Consider the following 20,760-nt stretch of genomic DNA (forward strand, 5'->3'; position numbering starts at 1 on the left):
ATAGGGCACGCGTTGCTCCTGCGAGCGGACTACTTGGCGCGCCAGCTTACGAATACGCCGAGCCCGCCGCCGGGCATCAGGGTAGGGCTAAACTGCCAGTCGGCCTTGGCTGGCTTAGGCACGGCTAGCCCTACCCCCCCGCGGTCGGCGGGGTGGCGGCCCCAGCGGTGGCGGTGCGACAGGTAGGCCAAGTGCGCCGATAGTATGCCTACCCCCGCTCCGGCGAAGACATCGGATTCCCAGTGCTTGTTATTCAGCATTCTAAAAGCTCCTACCGTGGTGGCCAGCGTGTAGGCGCCAATGCCGTACCACTGGCTTTTTTCGCGCAGCTCGGTGTGCACAATGCTAGCGGCCAGAAAGGCTTGCGCCGTATGGCCCGATGGGAAGGAAAGCTTGTCGGAACCATCGGGACGCTCGTGCTGGGTGGCCGTTTTGATGAGGTAGACCGACCCCAGCATCAGGGCCTCCGACTTGACCAGAATAAGGGCCAGGTTCACGCGGTCGTTGCGGCTATCGACGCCGGCCAGCAGCACGCCGCCTAGCTCCAGGTAGGGCGACCACTGGAGGTAGTTGTCGAGGTGGTTGTTGAAGTTTGGGAAGTTGCGCTGAATGTCGCGCTTGGCATCGTAGGACGAATAAAACCCGTGCCCATCCACCACGCTGATGCCGTAGCCAATGAGCACGGCGGGCACAATACTAGCGCGCACCAACTTGCCCTTGTACCAGGCCTTTTTGGGCGTGCCAGGCGGCGTTTGGTACTTGCGCAGGGTGGTGTCGGCGGGTGCGGGGGGGGTAGCCTGCTGGGCGCGGCTTGGCAGCGCGGGGACTAGCAGCAAGCTTGCAGCAAGCAGCGGCGCCCGCCAAAAAGAGAGAGAAAAATAAGCCATCGTGCTATAAAGAAAACGGGCGAGCCTGCGCTCGCCCGTTGTGGCAATTCTGTACGTAAACGCTGCAAACGCCAACTCAGTTATTTAGCCTCGGCTAACGCTTCTTTACTGAGGCTGGCTGCGTCTTTCACCACGACTAACGCGCCGTCTTTAAGGGTTTTGGAAACGGCCCGGAATGGGCCGCTGGCCACCTGCGCCCCGCTGGGGATACCGCTCAAGATTTCGATATTTTGAAAATCGCTGATGCCGGTTTTTACGGGCGTCATGACGGCTTTGCCGTCTTTGATGACAAAAACGACTTCTTCAATTTTGGCTTTGGGAGCGGGCTTAGTTTGGTCCACTACCTCGGCCGAGCCGCCGCGCCGGCCGCTACCCCCCACATTGGAGCCGTTCTGGCCATTGGCCTTGACGCTGGCCGAGTCGGAGCGGGTCGTCACGGCGGCGAGCGGCACGCTCAGCACGCCGGCCTTGCGCTCGGCAATGATATCAACCGAGGCCGTCATGCCGGGGCGGAACGGCACGGTGGCGCGGCCATTAGCGGCCGTTTTCACCAGGTGCTGGTACGAGGTCGGCAGCAGGCGCACGCGCACCTCAAACTCGGTTACGGCCTCGGCCGTGAGGGCGTCTTTGGCCGTGTTGGCAATGGCCGTGACGATGCCCTTAAACTTCTCGTTCTGCGTGGTGTAGGAATCCACTTCCACGTCGGCCGAGTCGCCGAGCTGCACCCGAATAATGTCGTTTTCGTTCACGCTCACCCGCACCTCCATGTTGTTGAGGTTGGCAATGCGCATGATTTCGGTGCCCGCCATTTGGGTGGTGCCCACCACGCGCTCACCTTTTTTCACGTTCAGCTTGCTAATAGTGCCGCTTACCGGGGCGTAGATGGTGGTCTTGTTCAAGTTTTTCTGGGCTTCCTGCAAGCCAGCCTGGGCACTGCGCACGGTGCTTTGGGCGGCCGTGATTTGAGCCCGAATGGCCTTCAGCTGCTCCTGCGAGGCGTTGTAAGCAGCCTGGGCAGCTTCGTAGTCGGCCTGCGAAATCACTTTTTGCTTAAACAGCGAGGCTTGCCGGCGGTACGTCAGTTCGGTTTGGCGGGCGTTGGCGGTTTGCTGCTGAAGCTGCGCTTCGGCCTGGCCCACGTTGGCGCGCTGGGTGCCCACGGCGGCCGACTGTTGGTTGACCATCGCCAGGTAGTTATCGGGGCGAATGCGCAGCAGCAATTGGCCTTTCTTCACGGAGTCACCCTCCTGCACGTACAGCTCGGTGATTTCGCCCGATACGTCGGGCGAAATCTTCACCTCGGTTTCGGGCTGCACTTTGCCCGACGCACTTACTTTTTCGACAATGGTGGCCGGTCCGGCCTGGGCAGCAGTCACTTCGGTGCCCGTGGGCTTGCCAAACCAGCCCTTCTTTTTGCCCAACGCAAAACCGCCAATGAGCACAACGGCCACAGCCAGCAAGATGTAGAGTAAACGATTGTTCTTCATAAAAGAATTAGGAATTGTGCGGCAGGCGGTAGGAGTTGCAAAATGGCCGAACGGCCAGCTTATAACTCCTACCACCTACCGCCCAATCGGATTAAAGTGCCAGCGGGCGGCCCTGGTAAAAGTCCAGCACTTTGCGCCGGAAAATGAACGTGTATTTAGCCTGAAGCTGGTTAGAAACCGCGAAATTGAGGTTGTTTTTGGCAATATTAAACTCCGTGCCGCTGAGCAAGCCATTGTTGAAGCGGATTTCGGAGTTGCGCTGCGTGAGCGTGAGGGCTGCTACCTGGCGCTTAGCGGCCGAGTATTGCAACTGGGCGGCACGGGCATCGGCGTAGGCTTGCTCGATGCTTTGACGCAGGGTAAGGCGGGCCTGGTCGGCGCGTACGCTGCTGGCCTGCTCGTTGATGATGGCGCGCTGCACGCTGGTGCGCACCTGCAAGCCGTTGAGAATCGGCACCGACAAGCCAAACTGGATGGACTTACCCAGGTTGTTATTCAGCTGGTCGAAGAAGCGCACAGGCAGCGCATCGTAGGTGGGCTGCCCCGGCAGGATGACCGTATAGCCCGTGTTCACGGTGGCGCCCGATGGGTCGATGACAGTGAGGGGGTAGTTGGTGCCCGCCGACGTACCGGTAACCACGCGCGACACCGACGAGGACGAGTAACCCGTAAAAATTTGGCCCGTCAGGGCGAAGCGGGGGTAGTAGGCGCCGCGTGCCAAGTCGATGCTACGGCGGGCGCTTTGCACGCGCAGCTCGGCGGCCGTGATTTCGGGCAGCCGAGCCGCAGCGGTTTGGAAGGTTTGGTTGAGGTCGATGACGTAGGGCGCCTCGTCGTCGGGGTCGGGCAGCACGGGCACCTCAATGGCAAAGCCCTGCGCCGTGGCCGGGTCGATGTTCATGAGTTGCAGCAGGCTGAGGCGCGCCAGGTCGGCCTGGTTTTGGGCGGTGGTCACGTTCAGCTCGTCGGTCGCCAGCTGCGATTCACTATCGAGCAGCGTACTCTCCGGGATACTGCCCGCCTTCAGCAGCAGCTTCGAGCGCTCTATTTGGGCCTGGTCGCTGGCCACGCGCGTTTGGTTGGCGCGCACCAATTCCTGGGCCAGTACCAGCTGCAAGAAGGCCGACGCTACGTTCAAACTCAAGTCGTTTTTAGACTTCTCAATGTCCTGCACGCTGGCTTGATAGTCGAGCACGTTGCGCTTAATGGTGTTGCGCAACTGAAAGCCCTGAAACAACACCAGCTGCGAGACACCCGAAAAGTTGTTTGCCCGCACCGTTTGGCTCTGAAACTCAAACGTGAGCGGGTTTACGCTGGTGCCGTACTGCCAAGCCTGCGTAGCGTTGATGTTGGCCGTGGGCAACAGGGCGGCCTTGCTTTGGCGCAGCACCTGCTCGTTGTTTTGGGCTTGCAACTGGTTGAGGCGCACGCCCAAGTTGTTGGCCAGGGCGTAGTCGATGGCCCGTTGCAGCGACCAGGGGCCGGTGGCGGCCGCCGCTGGAGTAGACAGGGCCGCCGCTGGGGGCGCGGCCGGGCGCGCTGGCTGCGTAGGCTGGGCGGCCAGTGGCCCCGCGGCTAGCAGGCAAGCCACCCCAGCGGCAACGCGCAAGTGACGGGTAGTTTTTGCAGTCATAATGTGGGTAAAGAAGACTAGAAACTCAGATTTTAGACAGAAGTAGCCACGCAAAAAACGCGGGAAACGCACCGATATTTTAGCACGGGCTAGTTACTTTTAAAAGGTGCATTCTTTTTATCGAAAAGTAGGCCAGGACATTACAAGGTGCAGCGCAAGACTTCACTTGCCCTACCCCCCGCCCAGCGGCTTACTCCAAGGTGGGAATGTAAGTGATGCGGTGCACCCAGTTGAGGTGCCGCAAGTAGGCCAGGGTGATTTCATCAATGGGGCTGTCCATTTCGATAAACTGGCGGGCCGCTTCGTTTTTGCCCTTGCGCGACACAAACATGGTGGCGATGTTGGTGTCGGCGTGCGCAATAACCGAGGCAATAAAGGCAATAGAGCCCGGCACATCGTCGGCATCTACCACCAGCGTGTGGAGCGAGCCCGAGAAGTCGCAGCCGAAGCCATCGACCTCCACTATGCGGATGACGCCGCCGCCCCGGCTCTGGCCAATAACCTCGACGCGGTAGCCGTCGGAGCCGGTCAGGTTGAGCTTTATCGTGTTGGGGTGCAGCGTCGAAGCATTGCCCACACTCTGAAACGTGTACTTCAGCCCCGCCTCAGCGGCGTGCTCGAAGGCCGTGCGGATGCGCACATCATCGGGGGCGTAGCCCAGCAGCCCGGCCACAATGGCACGGTCCGAACCGTGCCCCTCGTAGGTACGCGCAAACGAGTTGTAGAAGGTAATAACGGCCTCGGTGGGCAGGGCCCCCAAAATGCGGATGGCCGCCCGTGCAATGCGCACTACCCCCGCCGTGTGCGACGAGCTGGGCCCAATCATCACGGGCCCAATCATATCAAAAATACTGGATTTTTCGGCCATTGTTACGGGTAAGTTGCCAACCTTCGGCCCGGCGGGCGGTTTAGCGGGGCTAAAAGTAGGGGGTAGGGCGCCAATGCCCGAATAGCGGCAGCCGGCTGCCGATATTTGCCCCGCCCATCTTCCCCGCCTCATGGCCGATTTGCCTACCCCCCCTCCTGCTCCCGACGCCGAATTTTCGCCTGCCGTGCTGGCCCAGCTGCGCCGCTTGCAAGCCCGCTACACCGCCGATGGCCAAGACCTGAGCGCTTACCTCGAAGGCCTCTACCACGCCGACTACGTCAACTACTGGGACTACATCGAACTCGACACGCTGCTGAGCTTGCAGCGCCCACTCACCAAGTTTGCGGACGAGAAGATATTCATCATTTACCACCAAATCACGGAGTTATATTTTAAGCTTTGCTTGCATGAATACGAGCAGTTGGGCTCCCTGGAGCAACCCACGCTGGGCGAAGTAGTGCTGCGCCTGGGCCGCGTAAACCGCTATTTCGAAAACCTCATCGACTCGTTCGATGTGATGGTGGACGGCATGGACAAGCAGCAGTTTCTACAGTTTCGGCTGAGTTTAATGCCGGCTTCCGGCTTCCAAAGCGTGCAGTATCGCTTTATTGAAATAGCCAGCACAGCCCTTGAAAACCTGGTGCCCGAAGAAAAGCGCCGCCTGCTCGGCGATGCCCCTACCCACGAAGAATTTATGGGCTGCATCTACTGGCAGGCTGGCGCTACCGTGGAGGAAACCGGCGCCAAAGCCTTGACCTTGGTTGAGTTTGAGCGCAAGTACACCGGCCAGCTCGTGGCCCACGCCCGCCACTACGAGCACCGCAACGCCTGGGCCGTGGTGCAGCGCCTACCCGAGGCCGACCGCCGCCACCCGCGCCTGGTGCGCGCCCTCAAGCAGCTCGACGTAAACGTGAATGTCAACTGGCCGCTTATGCACTACAAGTCGGCCGTGCGCTACCTCCAGCGCGACCCTACCGATGTGCCCGCTACCGGTGGCACCAACTGGCGCAACTACTTGCCGCCCAAGTTTCAACGCCGCATCTTCTATCCCCAGCTCTGGAGCGCCCAAGAGCTGGAGGAGTGGGGTAAGGGCTGGGTTGAAAAGGTACTGGAGGAGCTAGGATAGTCGTTCTGCAAAGCGTGAGCAATAAAATTCGGCAGAAGTACTTCGACCGGTTCGGCAGGAGGTTCAACATTGAATAAAGCCACTCCGTTATAACTGCTGCCTACCTGTTAGTAGCTAAAAAAGCTCCAACCAAGTGTGGTCGGAGCTTTTTTAGCTACTAACTCAGTGTTGCTTACTTCACCATAAAGTCGGCTTCCGTCTTCGCCCATAGCAGGGCTACTTTGCCAGATTTATCGGCGGTGATGGTGAACTGCTCGACGGGCGTAGCGAGGGTTTTGGGCTTCACTTTCACGCGCAGCGCATCCTGGGCCGCATCATACTTGAAGGCCCCCCACTGCTTGGCGGTTTTGTTGAACACGATGGTCCACTCGGTGGGGCCGGGGATGGTGAACAAGCCGTAGGTGCCGGCGGGTAGCGTTTGGCCTTCGATTTTGACGGGCTTGCTCACAGTGAACGTGGTGGCCTCGTTGGCGCCGGTGCGCCACACCTCGCCGGCAGGCGCCAGCGGGGTTTTATCGCCGAATGCTTCGCGGCTCTTCAGCGAGGGGCGGCTGTAGTCGATGGTAACGTCGGTGCTGCCTACGGTGGTTTTCACCACGGCCGGCGGGCTCGGGCGCTTAGATTTGTCTTCGGGCATTGTACCCTGCGCCTGTGCCGTATGGGAACCAAAAAGCAGGGCCGCGCCGGCAAGGGCAGCTACGAAGGGGGTAGGCGAAAAGAAACGCATGAGTGAAGGGAATTAAGGTGTAAGCAGGTAAGCCGGGAGGCCGGCAATTAGTTTAACGTATGCCCCTAAACGCGCTTGCTCACGTTTAGGGGCACGCTGCTGGCGGGCGCTGAGCTGTCTAAGTGCCCGCGCTCCCTGGGCTCGCCCATGCGCCAGTATACGAGTAGCGAGAGCAGGGCACAGCCCGTTACGTACCAATAAAACCACTCCTCGCGGCCTTGCTCCTTAGCAAAGAGCGCTAGGTACTCGGCAGTGCCGCCAAAAATAGCCACCGTGAGCGCGTAAGGCAGCCCTACCCCCAGCGCCCGAATGTGGGTCGGAAATAATTCGGCCTTGACGATGGCTGAAATACTTGTGTAGGCACTCACCACAAATAGCGCCGCCACCAGCAAGCCAAACGCCACCCAGGTGCTGTTCGTATGGGCCAGCAGCCGCAGCAGCGGTACGGTGCCCAGCGTGGCCCCGATGCCAAAAAACAGCAATACCGGCCGCCGCCCTACCCCATCCGAAATGGCACCTAGCAGCGGCTGAAATAGCAGCGCCACCGCCATTGCCCCGAACGAAATCAACGTGGCCTGCTCCTTGCTGAAGCCGCTGGTATTCACTAAAAACTTCTGCGCGTAGGTCGTGAACGTGTAGAAGGCCAGCGTGCCGCCCAGCGTGAGGCCTACCACCGTAAGGGTTTCGCGGGGGTAGGCCAGCAGTTGCTGCATGGCCGAAGGCTGGGCAGCGCGCGCAACGGGCGCTTCCGTTTTTTCTTGCTCGAAGGCGGTGGTTTCGCGCATGTGCTGGCGTAGGTAGAGGGCGCCCAGCGCGGCGCCGGCACCCAGCACAAACGGCACGCGCCAGCCCCAGGTCGTCATTTCGGCGGGCGTCAAAAACTGCTGCAAGGTCAGTTGCACCGTTAGGGCCAGCAGCTGGCCGCCCATCAAGGTTAGGTATTGGAAGCTCGACCAAAAGCCCCGGTGGCGGGCCCCCGCCATTTCGGAGAGGTAGGTAGCCGAGGTGCCGTACTCGCCGCCCACGCTAATGCCTTGCAGCAACCGCGCCAGCAACAGCAAGGCTGGCGCACCCAGCCCAATGGTAGCGTAGCCGGGCGCTAAAGCAATAAGCAGCGAGCCGCCCGCCATCAATTGCACCGAGAGCAGCAGGGCGGCCCGCCTACCCCGGCGGTCGGCGTAGGCACCGAGCAACGCCGCGCCCAGCGGCCGCATCAAAAAGCCCACCGCGAAGATGGCGGCCGTGTTTAGCAGCTGTGCCGTAGCGCTGGCCTTCGGGAAAAAGACCGGCGCGAAATACAGGGCGAAGGCGGAGTACGTGTACCAATCAAACCACTCCACCAGGTTGCCGATGGAGCCGGAAATAATGGAGCGAAGCGGGGAGGCAGACATAGCGCCAAATGTAGCGAGCGGGTCGGGTAAGGCGCGGGTTCCTTCTTCGCTTAAAGTTGCTTTGTAAAGAATCGGTATAAAGGATAGTATTCAACAGAAGCTCATCTACTTATAGCGAAAGCTCAAAAAGCAATATCACTGACTGCGCTAACGTCAACACGCACTTGCGCGAAGCAATTTAATTGGTCAAAATGAATTTATTTGCAATATTTAATTGAATAGTCTTTTGCCGAACTATCACCCAAATTTTCTCCTTTGAGGAAATCACTGCACGCCTTCTCTTTTTGCCCTAATTGATATTCACAAACCCCTCTTAACGCGTAGACATTAGCATAATCAATTTTCAATTCAATAGCTTTGTTGAAATCTTCAAGTGCAAGTTGATAATATTTTTGTTTTCCGTACAAATAACCTCTGTAGTAATAGGCCATTTTATATCTTGGGTCTAATGAAAGCATTTTACTTATGTCTTTAGTAGCTCCAGCTAAATCTCCAACACCATTTCTGTATGATGCTCGCATATAATAAGCATAAGAAAAATTTGGCTTTAGTTCAATGACTGTATTTATATCCTTTATAGCTTTTGCATGTTCCCCTAATGCTGCATATGCAGATGCTCTGTGGTAATAACCGAAAACAGAGTGTGGGTCAATATCTATTGATTTGCTATACTCCACAACAGCCTCGTTATATTCGCCTTTCAATAAGTTAATGCTACCTTTTACGATAAAAGCATGTGCATTTTTTGGGTTTTCAGCAGTTGCGGCATCTAATTCTTTTAATGCGCTGTCAAAATCAAAATCGTAAGTTTTATTAATACCCTGAATAAAATGATTATTACAAAGCCGGTTATCAACTGTCTGTTTGCAACTAAAAATGAAAAGAGAGATTGTTGTAGCGAGTAAAAATTTGAATCTCATAAAATACAATTTCTAAAATTTAATACCATTCATAGTATAATAGCCACTATCCATTGTGTCAGCAGCAATGATTATCATCCTATTGCTATCATAATAACCACAAGTATAAGCGGTAACTCGATTTCGTTACATCCCCAAAACCGCCTATCCCGCTCCTCCATCGTAATTTTGCCGGGCTTAACGGTTAACTCCCGTTCGCCTCCTTTATGAAACAAGAACTAGACCTGGCCCTACCCCCCGAGGTGGCCTACAACGAGCTGGCCCGCTACGAGGCTATTCTGGCTGCCGCGGGCCTGCGCCCCGGCGAGGCCGATTTTGTGCACATCCGCAAGCGCTCGCTCGATGCGCGGGGCCGCCGACCGCTCATCCGGCTGCGGGCCGATGTGTACGACCGCACTACCCCCGCGCCGACGCGCGAGTTGCTGGGGCCTTGGTTTGCGTATCCCCATGTCAGCCAGGCCCGGCGCCGGGTGCTAGTGGTGGGCGCAGGTCCGGCCGGTTTGTTTGCCGCACTGCGTTGCATTGAGTTGGGCATTAAGCCGATTGTGCTGGAGCGCGGCAAAGACGTGCGTACTCGCCGCCGCGATTTGGCGGCGCTTAATAAGGACCACGTGGTAAACCCCGACTCGAACTACTGCTTCGGCGAAGGCGGCGCGGGCACGTATTCGGACGGTAAGCTCTACACCCGTGCGACCAAGCGCGGCGACGTGGGCCGCATCTTGCGGCGGCTGGTGCAGCACGGCGCTACCCCCGATATTCTGGTCGATGCCCATCCGCACATTGGCACCAACAAGCTGCCGGCCGTGGTGCAAAGCCTGCGCGACGCCGTGCTGGAGGCCGGCGGCGAGGTGCGGTTTGAAACGCGGGTGACAGATTTTATTCTGGAAAACAACCATTTGCGCGGCGTAGTCACGCATACCGGCGAGGCCATCGAGGCCGAAGCCACTATTTTGGCCACTGGCCACTCGGCGCGCGACATCTACGCGCTGCTGCACCAGCGGGGGGTAGGCATTGAGGCCAAGCCATTTGCGCTGGGCGTGCGCGTCGAGCATCCGCAGGCCCTCATCGACCAGGCGCAGTACGGGCGGCCCGAGCGTGGGCTGCTGCCGGCCGCCAGCTACGCCCTGGTGGAGCAAACCAAGGTGCAGCAGGAGCAGCGCGGCGTGTTTTCATTCTGCATGTGCCCGGGCGGCTTCATTGTGCCAGCGGCCACTGCACCCGGCGAAGTTGTGGTAAACGGCATGAGCCCGAGCCGCCGCGATTCGCGCTTTGCCAATTCGGGCATCGTGGCCGCCGTGGAGCTGCGCGACATGGACGTGGCTACCTATGGCCCCTTGGCCGGCTTGCACTTGCAGCAGGAAATCGAGCAGCGCGCCTGCCAGCTGGCCGGCAATACCCAACTGGCGCCAGCCCAGCGCCTCGGCGATTTTCTGCAAAAGAAGCTGTCGCCTACCCTACTCGAAACCAGCTACCAACCTGGCCTGGTCAGCATCGAGATGGACGCCGTGCTCGGCTCCGCGCTCAGCGAGCGGCTGCGGCAGGGCTTCCGCGCATTTGGCCGCAAAATTCCCGGCTTCGCTACCAACTCGGCCCAAATTGTGGGGGTAGAGAGCCGCACGTCGGCCCCGGTGCGCATTCCGCGCGACAATGATACCCTGCGCCACCCGGTGGTAGCGGGCCTGTTTCCGTGCGGCGAGGGTGCGGGCTACGCGGGCGGCATTGTGAGCGCCGCCATGGACGGCGAGCGCGTGGCCGAAGCGGTGGCTGTATCCGCAGGGCGCTAAAATTCGTTTGTCGTTGTCATGCCTGCTCAGCGGGCGTTCCTTTTAACTTCTACTACCATGAAAACCCTCGTCCTCGGTGCTACCGACAATCCTGCGCGCTATGCCTACCGCGCCATTCACCAGCTCAAAAGCCACGGCCATGAGGTAGTGCCCGTGGGTATTCGCAAAGGCCAAGTGGCGGGCCTCGACATTCGCCTCGACCGCCCTACCGAGGCGGGCATCGATACCGTTACGCTTTACGTCGGCCCCCAAAACCAGCCCGCTTGGTACGACTATATCCTGGGCCTCAAGCCGCGCCGCATCATCTTCAACCCCGGCACCGAAAACCCCGAGCTAGAGCAAAAAGCCCAGGCCCAAGGCATTCTAACCGAAGAGGCCTGCACGCTGGTAATGCTGAGCGTAGGCCAGTACGAAAAGTAGGCTGACTGCTACGCTACTGCCTTAACTACCTACGGCAACTACTCAACTAGCAGGCATGCTGTTGTTCAGCGCATAAGCCCCGGCCACCAGCCGGGGCTTTTTGCTTGCCTGCCCTACCTCCAGCCTGCCGGTTAGGGCAAGTGTTAAAAGCAATAAATGGGCAGCGTTTCTACTGCGTAAGCGGCAGGGCTCAGTAACCATAGCTTGGCAATATTTCAGTAAATACTTGGCTGATAGCTCGTAAGAACCAAGGAGAATCGGCTACTTTTGAGCGATTACCCAGTTACTTAAATCAGATGACAAAACCCTACTTACTGGGGCTACTCGGCGCCGGGCTGCTGGCCTTTCGGCCAGCAGCGCCTACCCCTCCGGTGGAGCCCCTGAAGGCCCAGGCCATGCAGGAGCTGCAAGCGCACTACGCCGACTACCGCCAGCTGGCCCAGCGCATTTGGGGCTTTGCCGAGGTGGGCTACAAGGAAACTCAAAGCTCGGCGCTGCTGCAAAAAACGCTGCGCGACCACGGTTTTGCGGTGCAGGCGGGGGTAGCGGGCATCCCGACGGCCTTCGTGGCCACCTATGGCAGTGGCCAGCCGGTGATTGGCATCCTGGCTGAGTTTGACGCGCTACCGGGCCTGGCCCAGCAGGCCGTGGCCACCAAAACCCCCATTGCCGGCCAGGATGCGGGCCACGGCTGCGGCCACAATCTATTTGGCACCGCCAGCGTGGCCACCGGGCTTGAGCTGCAAAAGCTGCTGAAGGAAGGCAAGCTGCACGGCACCGTGAAAGTGTACGGCTGCCCGGCCGAGGAGGGGGGTAGCGGCAAGGTGTACATGGTGCGCGCAGGCCTTTTCAACGGCGTGGACGCGGTGGTGCACTGGCACCCGGGCAGCGCGAACGGGACCATGGCGGGCAAGTACATTGCCAATTCGTCGGCCAAATTTCGGTTTCGTGGCATAGCCGCGCACGCGGCTGGTGCCCCCGAGCGCGGGCGCAGCGCCCTCGATGGCGTGGAGGCGATGGACAATATGGTCAACATGATGCGTGAGCACGTGCCCCAAGAAACGCGCATCCACTACGTCATCACCAATGGCGGCAAGGCGCCTAATGTGGTGCCCGATTTTGCTGAGGTGTACTACTACGTGCGCCACCCCGACCGGGCTATTGTGCAAGCCGTGTTCGAGCGCGTGGTGAAGGCGGCCGAGGGCGCCGCGCTGGGCACCGGCACCACCATGGACTACGAAATTGTGGGCGGCACCCACGACTTGCTTCTGAATGAAACCCTGGCCCACGCCCTGCAAACCAACCTAGAGCAAGTGGGCGGCGTGACCTACACCCCGGAAGAAGTCGCCTTCGGCCAGCAGATTCAGGCCTCGTTGGGGGCGCCCGCGCCGCCCGTGGCGCAGGCGGCCGTAGTCGAGCCCTACAGCGCCCACGACTTAGGCGGCAGCAGCGACGTGGGCGACGTCAGCTACGTGGTGCCGACCGTGGGCCTCACGGCCGCCACCTGGATACCCGGCACGCCCGCCCACAGCTGGCAGGCCGTGGCGTGCAGCGGCAAGGAAATCGGCACCAAGGGTATGATGGTGGCCGCCAAAACCATGACGCTCACCGCTATCGACCTGTTCACCAGCCCCGAGTTGCTAGACAAAGCTAAAATTGAGCTTAAGCAGAAAGTGGGCGGCTACGTGTACAAGCCCCTGCTCGGCGACCGTAAACCGGCCCTGAATTACCGCGATTAACGAAAGCATTTTCCTGCCACCGATGAAAACCCTGGCCGACCTGGTGCTCCTCGGCGACCCGCGCCTCTACGAAGTTTGCGCGCCCGTGACCGAGGCCGACCTGCCGCTGGTAGCCGGCTGGGTCAGCGACCTGCACCAGGTAATGCAGGAAGTACGGGCGCGCTACGGCTTCGGGCGTGGCATTGCGGCCCCGCAGCTCGGCATCATGAAACGCCTGGTGTACCTGCACCTCGACGGCCAGCCCATCGTGCTACTCAACCCCGCACTGAGCGCGTGTAGCCCGGCTATGTTCGAGCTCTGGGACGATTGCATGTGTTTCCCGAACCTCCTGGTGCGCGTGCAGCGGCACGAAGCCGTGACCGTAACCTATCGCGATGCGCAGTGGCAGCCGCAGCACTGGCCCGTGCAGGGCGCGGTAGCAGAGTTATTGCAACACGAGTGCGACCACCTCGACGGTATTTTGTGCACCATGCGGGCGCTGGATGACCAGTCGTTTCGGTGGCGCCCTTAGTTCTGGGTTATCCTTTGGGGTGACATAAATCTTGGGAGTGGTATATTAAGAAGTACGTCATGCTGGACAAGGTGAAGCAGCTCTACCGTTTCGTTTATCGGTTTGGTAGAGCTGCTTCCCGTTGTTCAGCATGACGTGCTTCTCTATTATTTCTTTTGCACCAGGCAACCCCTACCCCCTTGCCTGCATCTAGCGTCCCAACTACCTTTTTGCCTCTGCCCTACCCCTACCTTACGCTGTGAACGACGCTGACCTCATCGCTGCCTGCCTACGGGGCGACCCGCGCGCCCAGCGCCAGCTCTACAACCAATTTGCGGGGCTGATGCTGACAGTGTGCCGCCGCTACCTCAAGCGCCAGGAGGATGCGGAAGAAGCTCTCCTGCTGGGTTTTGCTAAAGTATTTCGGGCCTTGCCCACGTTTCGGCAAGAGGGCAGCTTTGAGGGCTGGGTGCGGCGCATCATGGTGAACGAGGCCCTGATGGAGCTGCGCCGCCGCGAGCCGCTGCACCTGTCGTTTGAGGAGTTTGCGCAGCCCGAAAACCTGGCTGCTACCCCCGCCACCGCCGACATGCAGCTGCAAGCCGACGAGCTGCTGGCCCTGCTGCAAGAATTGCCCATTGGCTACCGCACCGTGTTCAACCTCTACGCGCTGGAGGGCTATTCGCACCTCGAAATTGCCGAAACGCTAGGCATCACGGAGGGCACCAGCAAGTCGCAGCTCAGCAAGGCGCGGGCCATGCTCCAGCGCCGCTTGGTCTTAAGCACAGCCGCTCGCTAACGTTAATCAGTGATAATACCGATGGCTACCGATGATATCGACGACCTATTTCGCCAGCAGCTGGGTGGGCACCCTACCCCCCCCAGCCCCGACTTGCAGCAGCGGCTAGCTGAATTGGCCGAGGCCGAGCGGCTCGATGCGCTGTTTCGGACGCGGCTGGGCAGCCACGCCTCCCTCCCCCCCCGCGAGCTGTGGGAGCGCCTGGAGGATGAGCACCTGCGCCCGCAGCCGCGCCGGCGTCGGGTGGTGGCCTGGTGGCAATACTCGGCTGCAGCGGTGCTGCTTTTGCTGCTGGCGGGCGGGGCAGGGCTGCTGTGGCGCAGCGGCTACCAGCGCCAAGCCGGCACTACCTTGGCAACTACCGGTGCGGCCAGCCAGCAGCTGGCCCCTGCCACTCAGGCACATGCGAATGCCCAGCAGGCGGCAGTTCCAAGCGCTAATCAGTCAGATTCAGCTCCGCAAGAACTGCTTGCTACCACTACGCAGGCGGCTCGCGAAAAAAAGCAGAAATATTTCTCTGCCCAGGCAACCCCTACCCCCCCTCCTACATCTAGCACCCCGATGGCCACCACTACCCCGCCGCACCGCACCGCTACGGCGCGCCGGGCAGTGGGCAGCCACCAATTGCTGGGGATGCGGCCGGACGCGGCCACGCCCCAACTGGCCACTACCGGGAAGCGGAAACTCCCGGCCAACCAGCCTGATATGACTTCGCAGACGGCGCTTGCTACGACGGTAGCACCCGCCACCCGCGACAATCCGGCGGTACTTGTTGCTGCCAACCCTACCCCCACCTCCCTACCCGACGTGATTGAAGTAGACGTGCGGCGCGGCACCGAGCCTACCCCACCGGCTGCGCCGGCCGTGGTAGCCGCCACCACCGCCCCGGACCCAGCCACGCGCCGGCCCCGCCTGCGGCTGGGGGGCCTGCTGCGCCAGGCCGACCACCTGGTGCACGGCGAGCCGGCCAGCTTCGCCGAGGCCACGGGCTTGCCCGAAACCGTGACGGTGCAGGCCCGCTTGGGCGGCCGCGTGGTGTCAAAAACCATCCAACTGTAAGCGGCGGCGGCTCGCTGCCTAGCATCCTAAACTTGCTTTTTACCTGAGGCGCGGAATGTTACTCCGCGCTTACCCTCACCTTTTTGCCTTTTTTCACCATGAAACCTACCCTTTTTTCTGCTGCTTTTGTGGCCCTAGTTGGCGCCGCTGCTACGGCTGCCCCGGCCCGTGCCCTACCCCCCGCGCCTACCGACACCATTGTGGTGCGCCTGCCCAATAAAGCCACCATGACGCTGGTAGTGCGCGATGCCCGGCAGCTGCGCGAGCTGCCGCAATACCACCTCGACTCGTTGGTGGCGCGGCTGGGCGGCTACATTCGGCGGGCCGATGACGCGGCCAAATCAGCCAAGACCGACCGCGTGACAACGCAATTTTTCCCCAATCAGGACAATCCCGGCCAGGGCCTGCCCGAGGAGGTGCGCATCACCACTCACAAGGCCAAAGCGGGCTATTCTGGCGCCTACGGGCCCAGCAATAAGGTGGAGGTACTGCTGGAAAAGAAGTTTGGCGTCGTGGTCAACATCGACGGCAAGAGCAACGACCAGCCCCGTGCCGCGGCCAGCCGGGCCGACCGCCAGGCCGAGCGCGACTCGATGCGCCAGGCGCGCTGGGACCGCAAGTCTTCGTCCACGGACTTCATCTTTGATTTGGGCCTCAATGCGTTGACGAACAAAGGCGGGGCTAACCAGCCCGAGCTGCGCACCTTTGGCTCCCGCTACGTCAACCTGGGTTTCAACTACAAGCAGCGGCTGGGCGGCCGGCGCAGCCCGCTCTATCTCGTGGGCGGACCCGAGTTTGCCTTCAACAACTACATGCTCGAAGGCAACAACAAGTGGGTGAATGTGAACGGCCTAACCGCCGTGATATCCGAAACCAGCGGCCGCCAGTACCAAAAAACTAAGCTGGCCACGTCCACTTTCACCGTGCCGCTCATGTTTCAGCTCAACCTGCGCGACGACCACCAGCACCACACGCTCACGCTGGGCGCGGGCGGCTTCGTGGGCTACCGCCTGGGCAGCTGGACCAAGCTCAAGTATTTTGAGGAGGGTAGCACCTACAAAGACAAGGACTACGGCTCGTACAACCTCACCGATTGGCAGTATGGCCTGCAAGGCGTATTGGGCTATAAATCGCTGACCTTCTTTGCGAAATACAACCTCAACGACCTCTTCCGCGACGGCCACGGCCCGCAAGCCCAGACGCTGAGCTTCGGCGTGCGCTTTTTCGGGAATTAAAAAGTAGTGCGGCTTACCCTTGTCATACTACTAAAAGAACGTCAGACTCATCTGGCGTCCGCCTGTCGAAGCATCTTTACCACGCTGATGGGGTTAATAATTAACGAAGCGGTAAAGATGCTTCACTACGTTCAGCATGACGTTCTTCTTTGTTTCGCCACTCTACCCTACCATTCTGCTACTCGTTCCGAAAAAAATTATCTAGCAGAATGGCGGCCGACACGGCCACGTTCAGGCTTTCGGCCCTACCCCCCGGCCCGTGCGGAATGTGCAGCCGGCGCGTGAGCTGCGCGGCCACCGCGGGGCTGAGGCCGTGCGACTCGCTACCCATTACCAGCACGCCGGCCGGGGCCAGGGTTAGCTTGTGCACATTATCCCCTTCTAAATCAGCCCCGAACACGGGTGCGGTCTGCGGCAACTCCGCCAGCCAGGCGGCCAGGTCACGGTCGGCCCACACGGGCACCCGGCCAAAGGCCCCCATGCTGGCGGCCACAGCTTTAGGGTTAAAAGGGTCGGCGCAATTTTCGGACAGCACCAGGCCAGGCAGGCCGTACCAATCGGCCAAGCGCCAAAGCGTGCCGAGGTTGCCGGGGTCGGCCACGTTGTCGAGGGCTAGCACGAGGCGGCTGGTGGGCAGCGTGGAGGGTAGGGCCGGCTCGGTGGGGCGCTGCACTACGGCCAGGGCCGCGGCGTTGGTTTGCAGGGTGCCAAGTTGGGTCAGCTCATCTTCGGTGGCGAGGTGCAGGGGCACGCCGGGGGGTAGGGCCCGGGTGCTGTCCAGCTGCTCGGTAAAGGCAGGCGTGGCGAGCAGATGCTCGATGCGCAGGCCCGAGCCCAGGAGTTCTAGCACGCTTTTGGCTCCTTCAACCAGGAAGGCCGCGTGGCGCTGCCGATATTTGCGCTGCTGCAGCGACCGTACGTATTTGGCTAGAGCTTTTGAAACCATCTCAACAACAAAGTAAAGGCCGGCAACGGCTCGCGTCTTCGGTGGCGGCCCTGCTGGGGCTGGCGCCCTTGGCGGCGCTGCTGGTGGCCGTGGGCTGCTCGCCCCTGCGGCTGCTGAAGCCCAACGAGCGCTTGCTCACCAAGATAACGGTGCAAAGCCACGACCTGACGCCTGCCCAGCAGGAGCGTTTGCTGACGCTGGTGCAGCAAAAACCGAATCGAAACTTGCCGCTGCCGAAGCTGGGAATTTACCAGCTAGGGCATTCTTTTTACGATTCGACCCGCATTGAGCGGCGCATTGCCACCATCAAAGCCCGGTTTGCCGACCAGCTGGCGGCGGCGGGCACCGACTCGGCCAAGATTGGCAAGCTGGCGGGCCGCCGCGACCGCCTGCTCACGCGCAAGCGCACGGCCCTCGAAAAAGGCAACTCCATTATGCGTTTGGGCGAGCCCCCGGTGATATACGACGCCACGCTGAGCCGCCGCACCATCGACCAGCTCACGACCTACCTGCACTCGCAAGGGTATTTCCGGGCCACGGCCAGCTATACCGACTCGGCCCGCGCGGCCGAATCGGTGGTGGGCGGCACCCTGCGCCTACTGGGGCTTCGCCACCGCCCCCAGCACTACATACCGCTGCGCGACTCGGCGGGCCAGCGCCTGCACCGCCGCGTGGCCGTCACCTACACCGTGCAGGAGGGCCTGGGCTTCCGGCTGGGGCAGCTTACGCGCAGCATCCCCGACTCGGGCGTGGCGCAGGTGATTGCGCGGGGCCAGGGTGCCTCGCTGCTGCACCCCGGCGACGCTTACAACGAGGACTTGATTGGCCAGGAGCGCCAGCGCCTCGAAACCTTGCTAAAAAACTCGGGCTATTACGATTTTCGCACCCAGTTCATTACCCTAGAGGCCGATACGAGCTTCGAAAAAGGCCAGGTGCGGCTCAAGCTGCTGGTGGCTACCCCGCCCGGCGGCCACCGCCGCTACGAGCTGCGCCAGGTGGTGGTGCTCACGGATGCTGGCCGGGCGCAGGCGCTGCGCGCCGCTACCGGTGACACCGCCCGCCTGCGCCGCGGCCGCCGGGGCCTACCCCCCACCGCCGCCGCTACCCCCCGCGATACCACCGCCACCACCCAGCCGCTGGCACCGGGTAGCACCGGCCGCATCTCGACGGCCAACATGCCTGCGGGCGTGACGCCGGCCGCTGTGTCGGACTCGCTTACGGCGCGGCGCCTGCGCGGCACGTTCGGCCGCTTGGCCCCGCGCGATACCGTGCGCGAAGATTCGGTGGTGTTTGCCAGCCGTGGGCCGCTGCAATTCAGCGCGCGGGTGCTGGCCCGGCAGGTCACCATCCGCCCTGGCCAGCTCTACAACCAGGACCGCACCCAGCGCACCCAGCGCCTGCTCTCGAACCTCGACATGTTCCGGTTTAACACCGTGAGCTACCGCAAGGTGGCGGCCGCGGCCCGCGACTCGGCGGCCGAAGCGGCACCCGATAGCACGGGCCGGCCCGTGCTGCAAGCCCTGCCCCGCGTGCCTACCCCCCTGGCGCCGCCCAACTACCTCGACGCCATTATTACGGCCTCGCCCAGCCCGCGCTTTTCCGAAACGGCCGAGTTTGGCGGCACCTACGTAGCGGGCCTGCCGGGGCCGTTTGGCAACTTGCGCCTAAAGTGGCGTAATCCTTTTGGGGGGGCCGAGGTGCTGGAGCTCAGCGGCCGCGTGGGCCTGGAAGGCCAGCTGGTGCGGGCCGGCGAATCGACGGAAGCCAACCCCGACGCGCAGTACACCACCCAGCTCGGGGCCACCGCGGCGCTCATCGTGCCGCAGTTTCTGGTGCCGTTTCGGGCGGGCAATTTCCTGCGCGATGACCAGCCGCGCACCCGTTTTGCGCTCTCCTACACCTACACGCGCACCCCCTACTACACACGTACCAACGCCGAATTTACCTTCGATTATCTCTGGCAAACTTCTGCCTATCAGCAGTATGTGTTTACGCCCGTTGACATTGGCTTGGTCAATACGCCCTACATCAGCGACTTCTACCGGGGCTTGCTCGAAAACCTGCGCACCACCCAGGGTAGCCCGCTCTACCAGTCGTTCCGGTCGGTGTACGAGCCGAGTTTTAGCTTTACCTCGATTTATAATTCCAACGACCTCAACCAGACGCGCAATGCCCACTACCTGCGCCTGTTTGCCGAGGTGGGCGGCCTCACGCGTGGTCTGTATAGCAACGAATCTTGGTTTACCAGTACCGGCCTAGCCGTGTATAATTTCGCCAAAATCTCGGCCGATTACCGGCGCTACTACAAGCTCAGCCCTCAAACTTATTTTGCCTGGCGCCTCAACGGGGGGGTAGCCCACGCCCTCACCCGCACGCCCGACCCCGACCAGCCGGGCGTGGAGCGCTTCACGATTCCGTATGATAAGTACTTCTTTGTGGGCGGCTCCAACAGCGTGCGCGCCTGGAGCCCGCGCCGCCTGGGCACCGGCTCCTACGCCACGCGCTTCACTACGGGCGATGCGGCCGGCCAGCGCGACTACTACACCGAGCAGCCCGGCGAACTGCTGCTCGAAGGCTCGGCCGAATACCGGTTTCCGGTGTATTCGTTTATCAAGGGTGCGCTATTTACGGACTTTGGCAACGTCTGGACCTTGCAGCCCGATACCAACCGGCCGGGTGCCGAGTTTCGGTTCGACCGGTTTGCCAAGCAGTTTGCGGTGGGTTCGGGCATCGGCATCCGCATGGATTTCACCTTCCTCATCCTGCGTTTCGACATCGCCACCAAGGTTTACGACCCCACCGACGACGAGCCCTGGCTGATTCGGCGCGCCCTGCGCCAAACCACCAACCAAACGGTGGTCAACATCGGCATCGGCTACCCTTTCTAGCCCTACCCCCGCCGGTGCGCACCAACCACCGGGGCGGGTTGTTGGTTAGGTATCCGCCCCATGCGGGCCACTTGTTTTTTCTCGTTATGGCTACTCATCGCTTCAAAACCACCATCAACTGCGCCAACTGCCTGCGCGCCGTCACGCCCACGCTCAATGCCGAGCCCGCCATCACGGCCTGGCAGGTCGATACCACTACCCCCGATAAAATCCTGAGCGTCGATACCTCCCTCACCCCCACCCAAATAGCCGAGCTGGTGGAAGAAGCCGGTTTCCGGGCCGAGCCGCTGCTGGCGTAGGGTAGCAGCTGAGCTGGCCTATAGCAAGGCGGCCGCTCAGTGCTTCCTCTACCCCCTTCAAA

18 protein-coding genes are annotated in these 20,760 nt (G+C 61.0%); 10 read left to right on the top strand and 8 right to left on the bottom strand.

The genetic code is table 11. The features are described from left to right. Nucleotides 1-29: 29 nt before the first annotated feature. The 4 genes from GO988_RS05495 to sdaAB all read right to left on the bottom strand — a co-directional run bounded on the left by GO988_RS05495 (nt 30) and on the right by sdaAB (nt 4,875). Nucleotides 30-887 (bottom strand): phosphatase PAP2 family protein, encoded by an 858-nt coding sequence (locus GO988_RS05495; protein ID WP_157562510.1) that lies wholly within the window; start codon nt 885-887, stop codon nt 30-32. 80 nt (nt 888-967) lie between these two features. Further along, nucleotides 968-2,374 (bottom strand): efflux RND transporter periplasmic adaptor subunit, encoded by a 1,407-nt coding sequence (locus tag GO988_RS05500; RefSeq protein ID WP_157562512.1) that lies wholly within the window; start codon nt 2,372-2,374, stop codon nt 968-970. A gap of 91 nt (nt 2,375-2,465) precedes the next feature. Beyond that, nucleotides 2,466-4,007: a TolC family protein gene (locus tag GO988_RS05505; protein ID WP_157562514.1), complete on the bottom strand. Its 1,542-nt coding sequence runs from the start codon at nt 4,005-4,007 to the stop codon at nt 2,466-2,468. A gap of 190 nt (nt 4,008-4,197) precedes the next feature. Further along, entirely contained in the window at nt 4,198-4,875 is a 678-nt protein-coding gene (sdaAB, locus tag GO988_RS05510) for an L-serine ammonia-lyase, iron-sulfur-dependent subunit beta (protein ID WP_157562516.1), read from the bottom strand. Between the two features lie 130 nt (nt 4,876-5,005). Here sdaAB and GO988_RS05515 point away from each other — a divergent pair, with 130 nt between their 5' ends. Further along, a complete protein-coding gene (locus GO988_RS05515) occupies nt 5,006-6,001 on the top strand; it encodes a tryptophan 2,3-dioxygenase family protein (RefSeq protein ID WP_157562518.1) in 996 nt (331 codons plus the stop codon). Between the two features lie 172 nt (nt 6,002-6,173). Here the strand turns inward: GO988_RS05515 and GO988_RS05520 are convergent, their stop codons facing one another. From GO988_RS05520 to GO988_RS05530, 3 genes are all read right to left on the bottom strand, one after another. Further along, nucleotides 6,174-6,728 carry a DUF2911 domain-containing protein gene (locus GO988_RS05520; RefSeq protein WP_232341370.1) on the bottom strand — a complete coding sequence of 185 codons (555 nt, stop codon included), beginning with the start codon at nt 6,726-6,728 and terminating at the stop codon, nt 6,174-6,176. A gap of 65 nt (nt 6,729-6,793) precedes the next feature. Continuing rightward, nucleotides 6,794-8,119: an MFS transporter gene (locus GO988_RS05525; RefSeq protein ID WP_157562520.1), complete on the bottom strand. Its 1,326-nt coding sequence runs from the start codon at nt 8,117-8,119 to the stop codon at nt 6,794-6,796. 197 nt (nt 8,120-8,316) lie between these two features. Further along, nucleotides 8,317-9,039, bottom strand: a complete 723-nt coding sequence (locus tag GO988_RS05530; RefSeq protein ID WP_157562522.1) for a tetratricopeptide repeat protein — start codon at nt 9,037-9,039, stop codon at nt 8,317-8,319. Nucleotides 9,040-9,245: 206 nt separating this feature from the next. Here GO988_RS05530 and GO988_RS05535 point away from each other — a divergent pair, with 206 nt between their 5' ends. The 7 genes from GO988_RS05535 (at nt 9,246) to GO988_RS05565 (ending at nt 16,565) form a co-directional block, all read left to right on the top strand. After that, a complete protein-coding gene (locus GO988_RS05535) occupies nt 9,246-10,823 on the top strand; it encodes an NAD(P)/FAD-dependent oxidoreductase (RefSeq protein ID WP_157562524.1) in 1,578 nt (525 codons plus the stop codon). Between the two features lie 57 nt (nt 10,824-10,880). After that, on the top strand, nt 10,881-11,243 hold the full coding sequence (locus tag GO988_RS05540) for a CoA-binding protein (protein WP_157562526.1): 363 nt from the start codon (nt 10,881-10,883) through the stop codon (nt 11,241-11,243). A 296-nt stretch (nt 11,244-11,539) separates the two neighbouring features. Beyond that, on the top strand, nt 11,540-12,982 hold the full coding sequence (locus GO988_RS05545) for an amidohydrolase (protein WP_157562528.1): 1,443 nt from the start codon (nt 11,540-11,542) through the stop codon (nt 12,980-12,982). Nucleotides 12,983-13,004: 22 nt separating this feature from the next. Next, on the top strand, nt 13,005-13,493 hold the full coding sequence (locus tag GO988_RS05550; protein ID WP_157562530.1) for a peptide deformylase: 489 nt from the start codon (nt 13,005-13,007) through the stop codon (nt 13,491-13,493). 238 nt (nt 13,494-13,731) lie between these two features. Next, on the top strand, nt 13,732-14,271 hold the full coding sequence (locus GO988_RS05555) for an RNA polymerase sigma factor (RefSeq protein ID WP_317164794.1): 540 nt from the start codon (nt 13,732-13,734) through the stop codon (nt 14,269-14,271). A gap of 21 nt (nt 14,272-14,292) precedes the next feature. Then, nucleotides 14,293-15,330: a hypothetical protein gene (locus GO988_RS05560; protein ID WP_157562532.1), complete on the top strand. Its 1,038-nt coding sequence runs from the start codon at nt 14,293-14,295 to the stop codon at nt 15,328-15,330. A 98-nt stretch (nt 15,331-15,428) separates the two neighbouring features. Further along, nucleotides 15,429-16,565 (top strand): outer membrane beta-barrel protein, encoded by a 1,137-nt coding sequence (locus GO988_RS05565; RefSeq protein ID WP_157562535.1) that lies wholly within the window; start codon nt 15,429-15,431, stop codon nt 16,563-16,565. 178 nt (nt 16,566-16,743) lie between these two features. On the opposite strand, the gene GO988_RS05570 is transcribed toward GO988_RS05565, so the two are convergent. Continuing rightward, nucleotides 16,744-17,511, bottom strand: coding sequence for a TrmH family RNA methyltransferase (locus GO988_RS05570; RefSeq protein WP_157562537.1), 768 nt, complete (start codon nt 17,509-17,511; stop codon nt 16,744-16,746). Between GO988_RS05570 and GO988_RS05575 the strand changes: the two genes are divergently transcribed. Continuing rightward, nucleotides 17,502-20,399 carry a BamA/TamA family outer membrane protein gene (locus GO988_RS05575; protein ID WP_157562539.1) on the top strand — a complete coding sequence of 966 codons (2,898 nt, stop codon included), beginning with the start codon at nt 17,502-17,504 and terminating at the stop codon, nt 20,397-20,399. The two genes, GO988_RS05570 and GO988_RS05575, sit on opposite strands and share 10 nt — an antisense overlap. 86 nt (nt 20,400-20,485) lie before the next feature. After that, complete coding sequence (locus GO988_RS05580) at nt 20,486-20,698, top strand: heavy-metal-associated domain-containing protein (RefSeq protein WP_157562542.1); 213 nt, start codon at nt 20,486-20,488, stop codon at nt 20,696-20,698. Nucleotides 20,699-20,760 lie beyond the last annotated feature (62 nt).

The sequence above is a fragment of the Hymenobacter ginkgonis genome (genome assembly GCF_009755225.1).
Classification (GTDB): Bacteria; Bacteroidota; Bacteroidia; order Cytophagales; family Hymenobacteraceae; genus Hymenobacter; species Hymenobacter ginkgonis.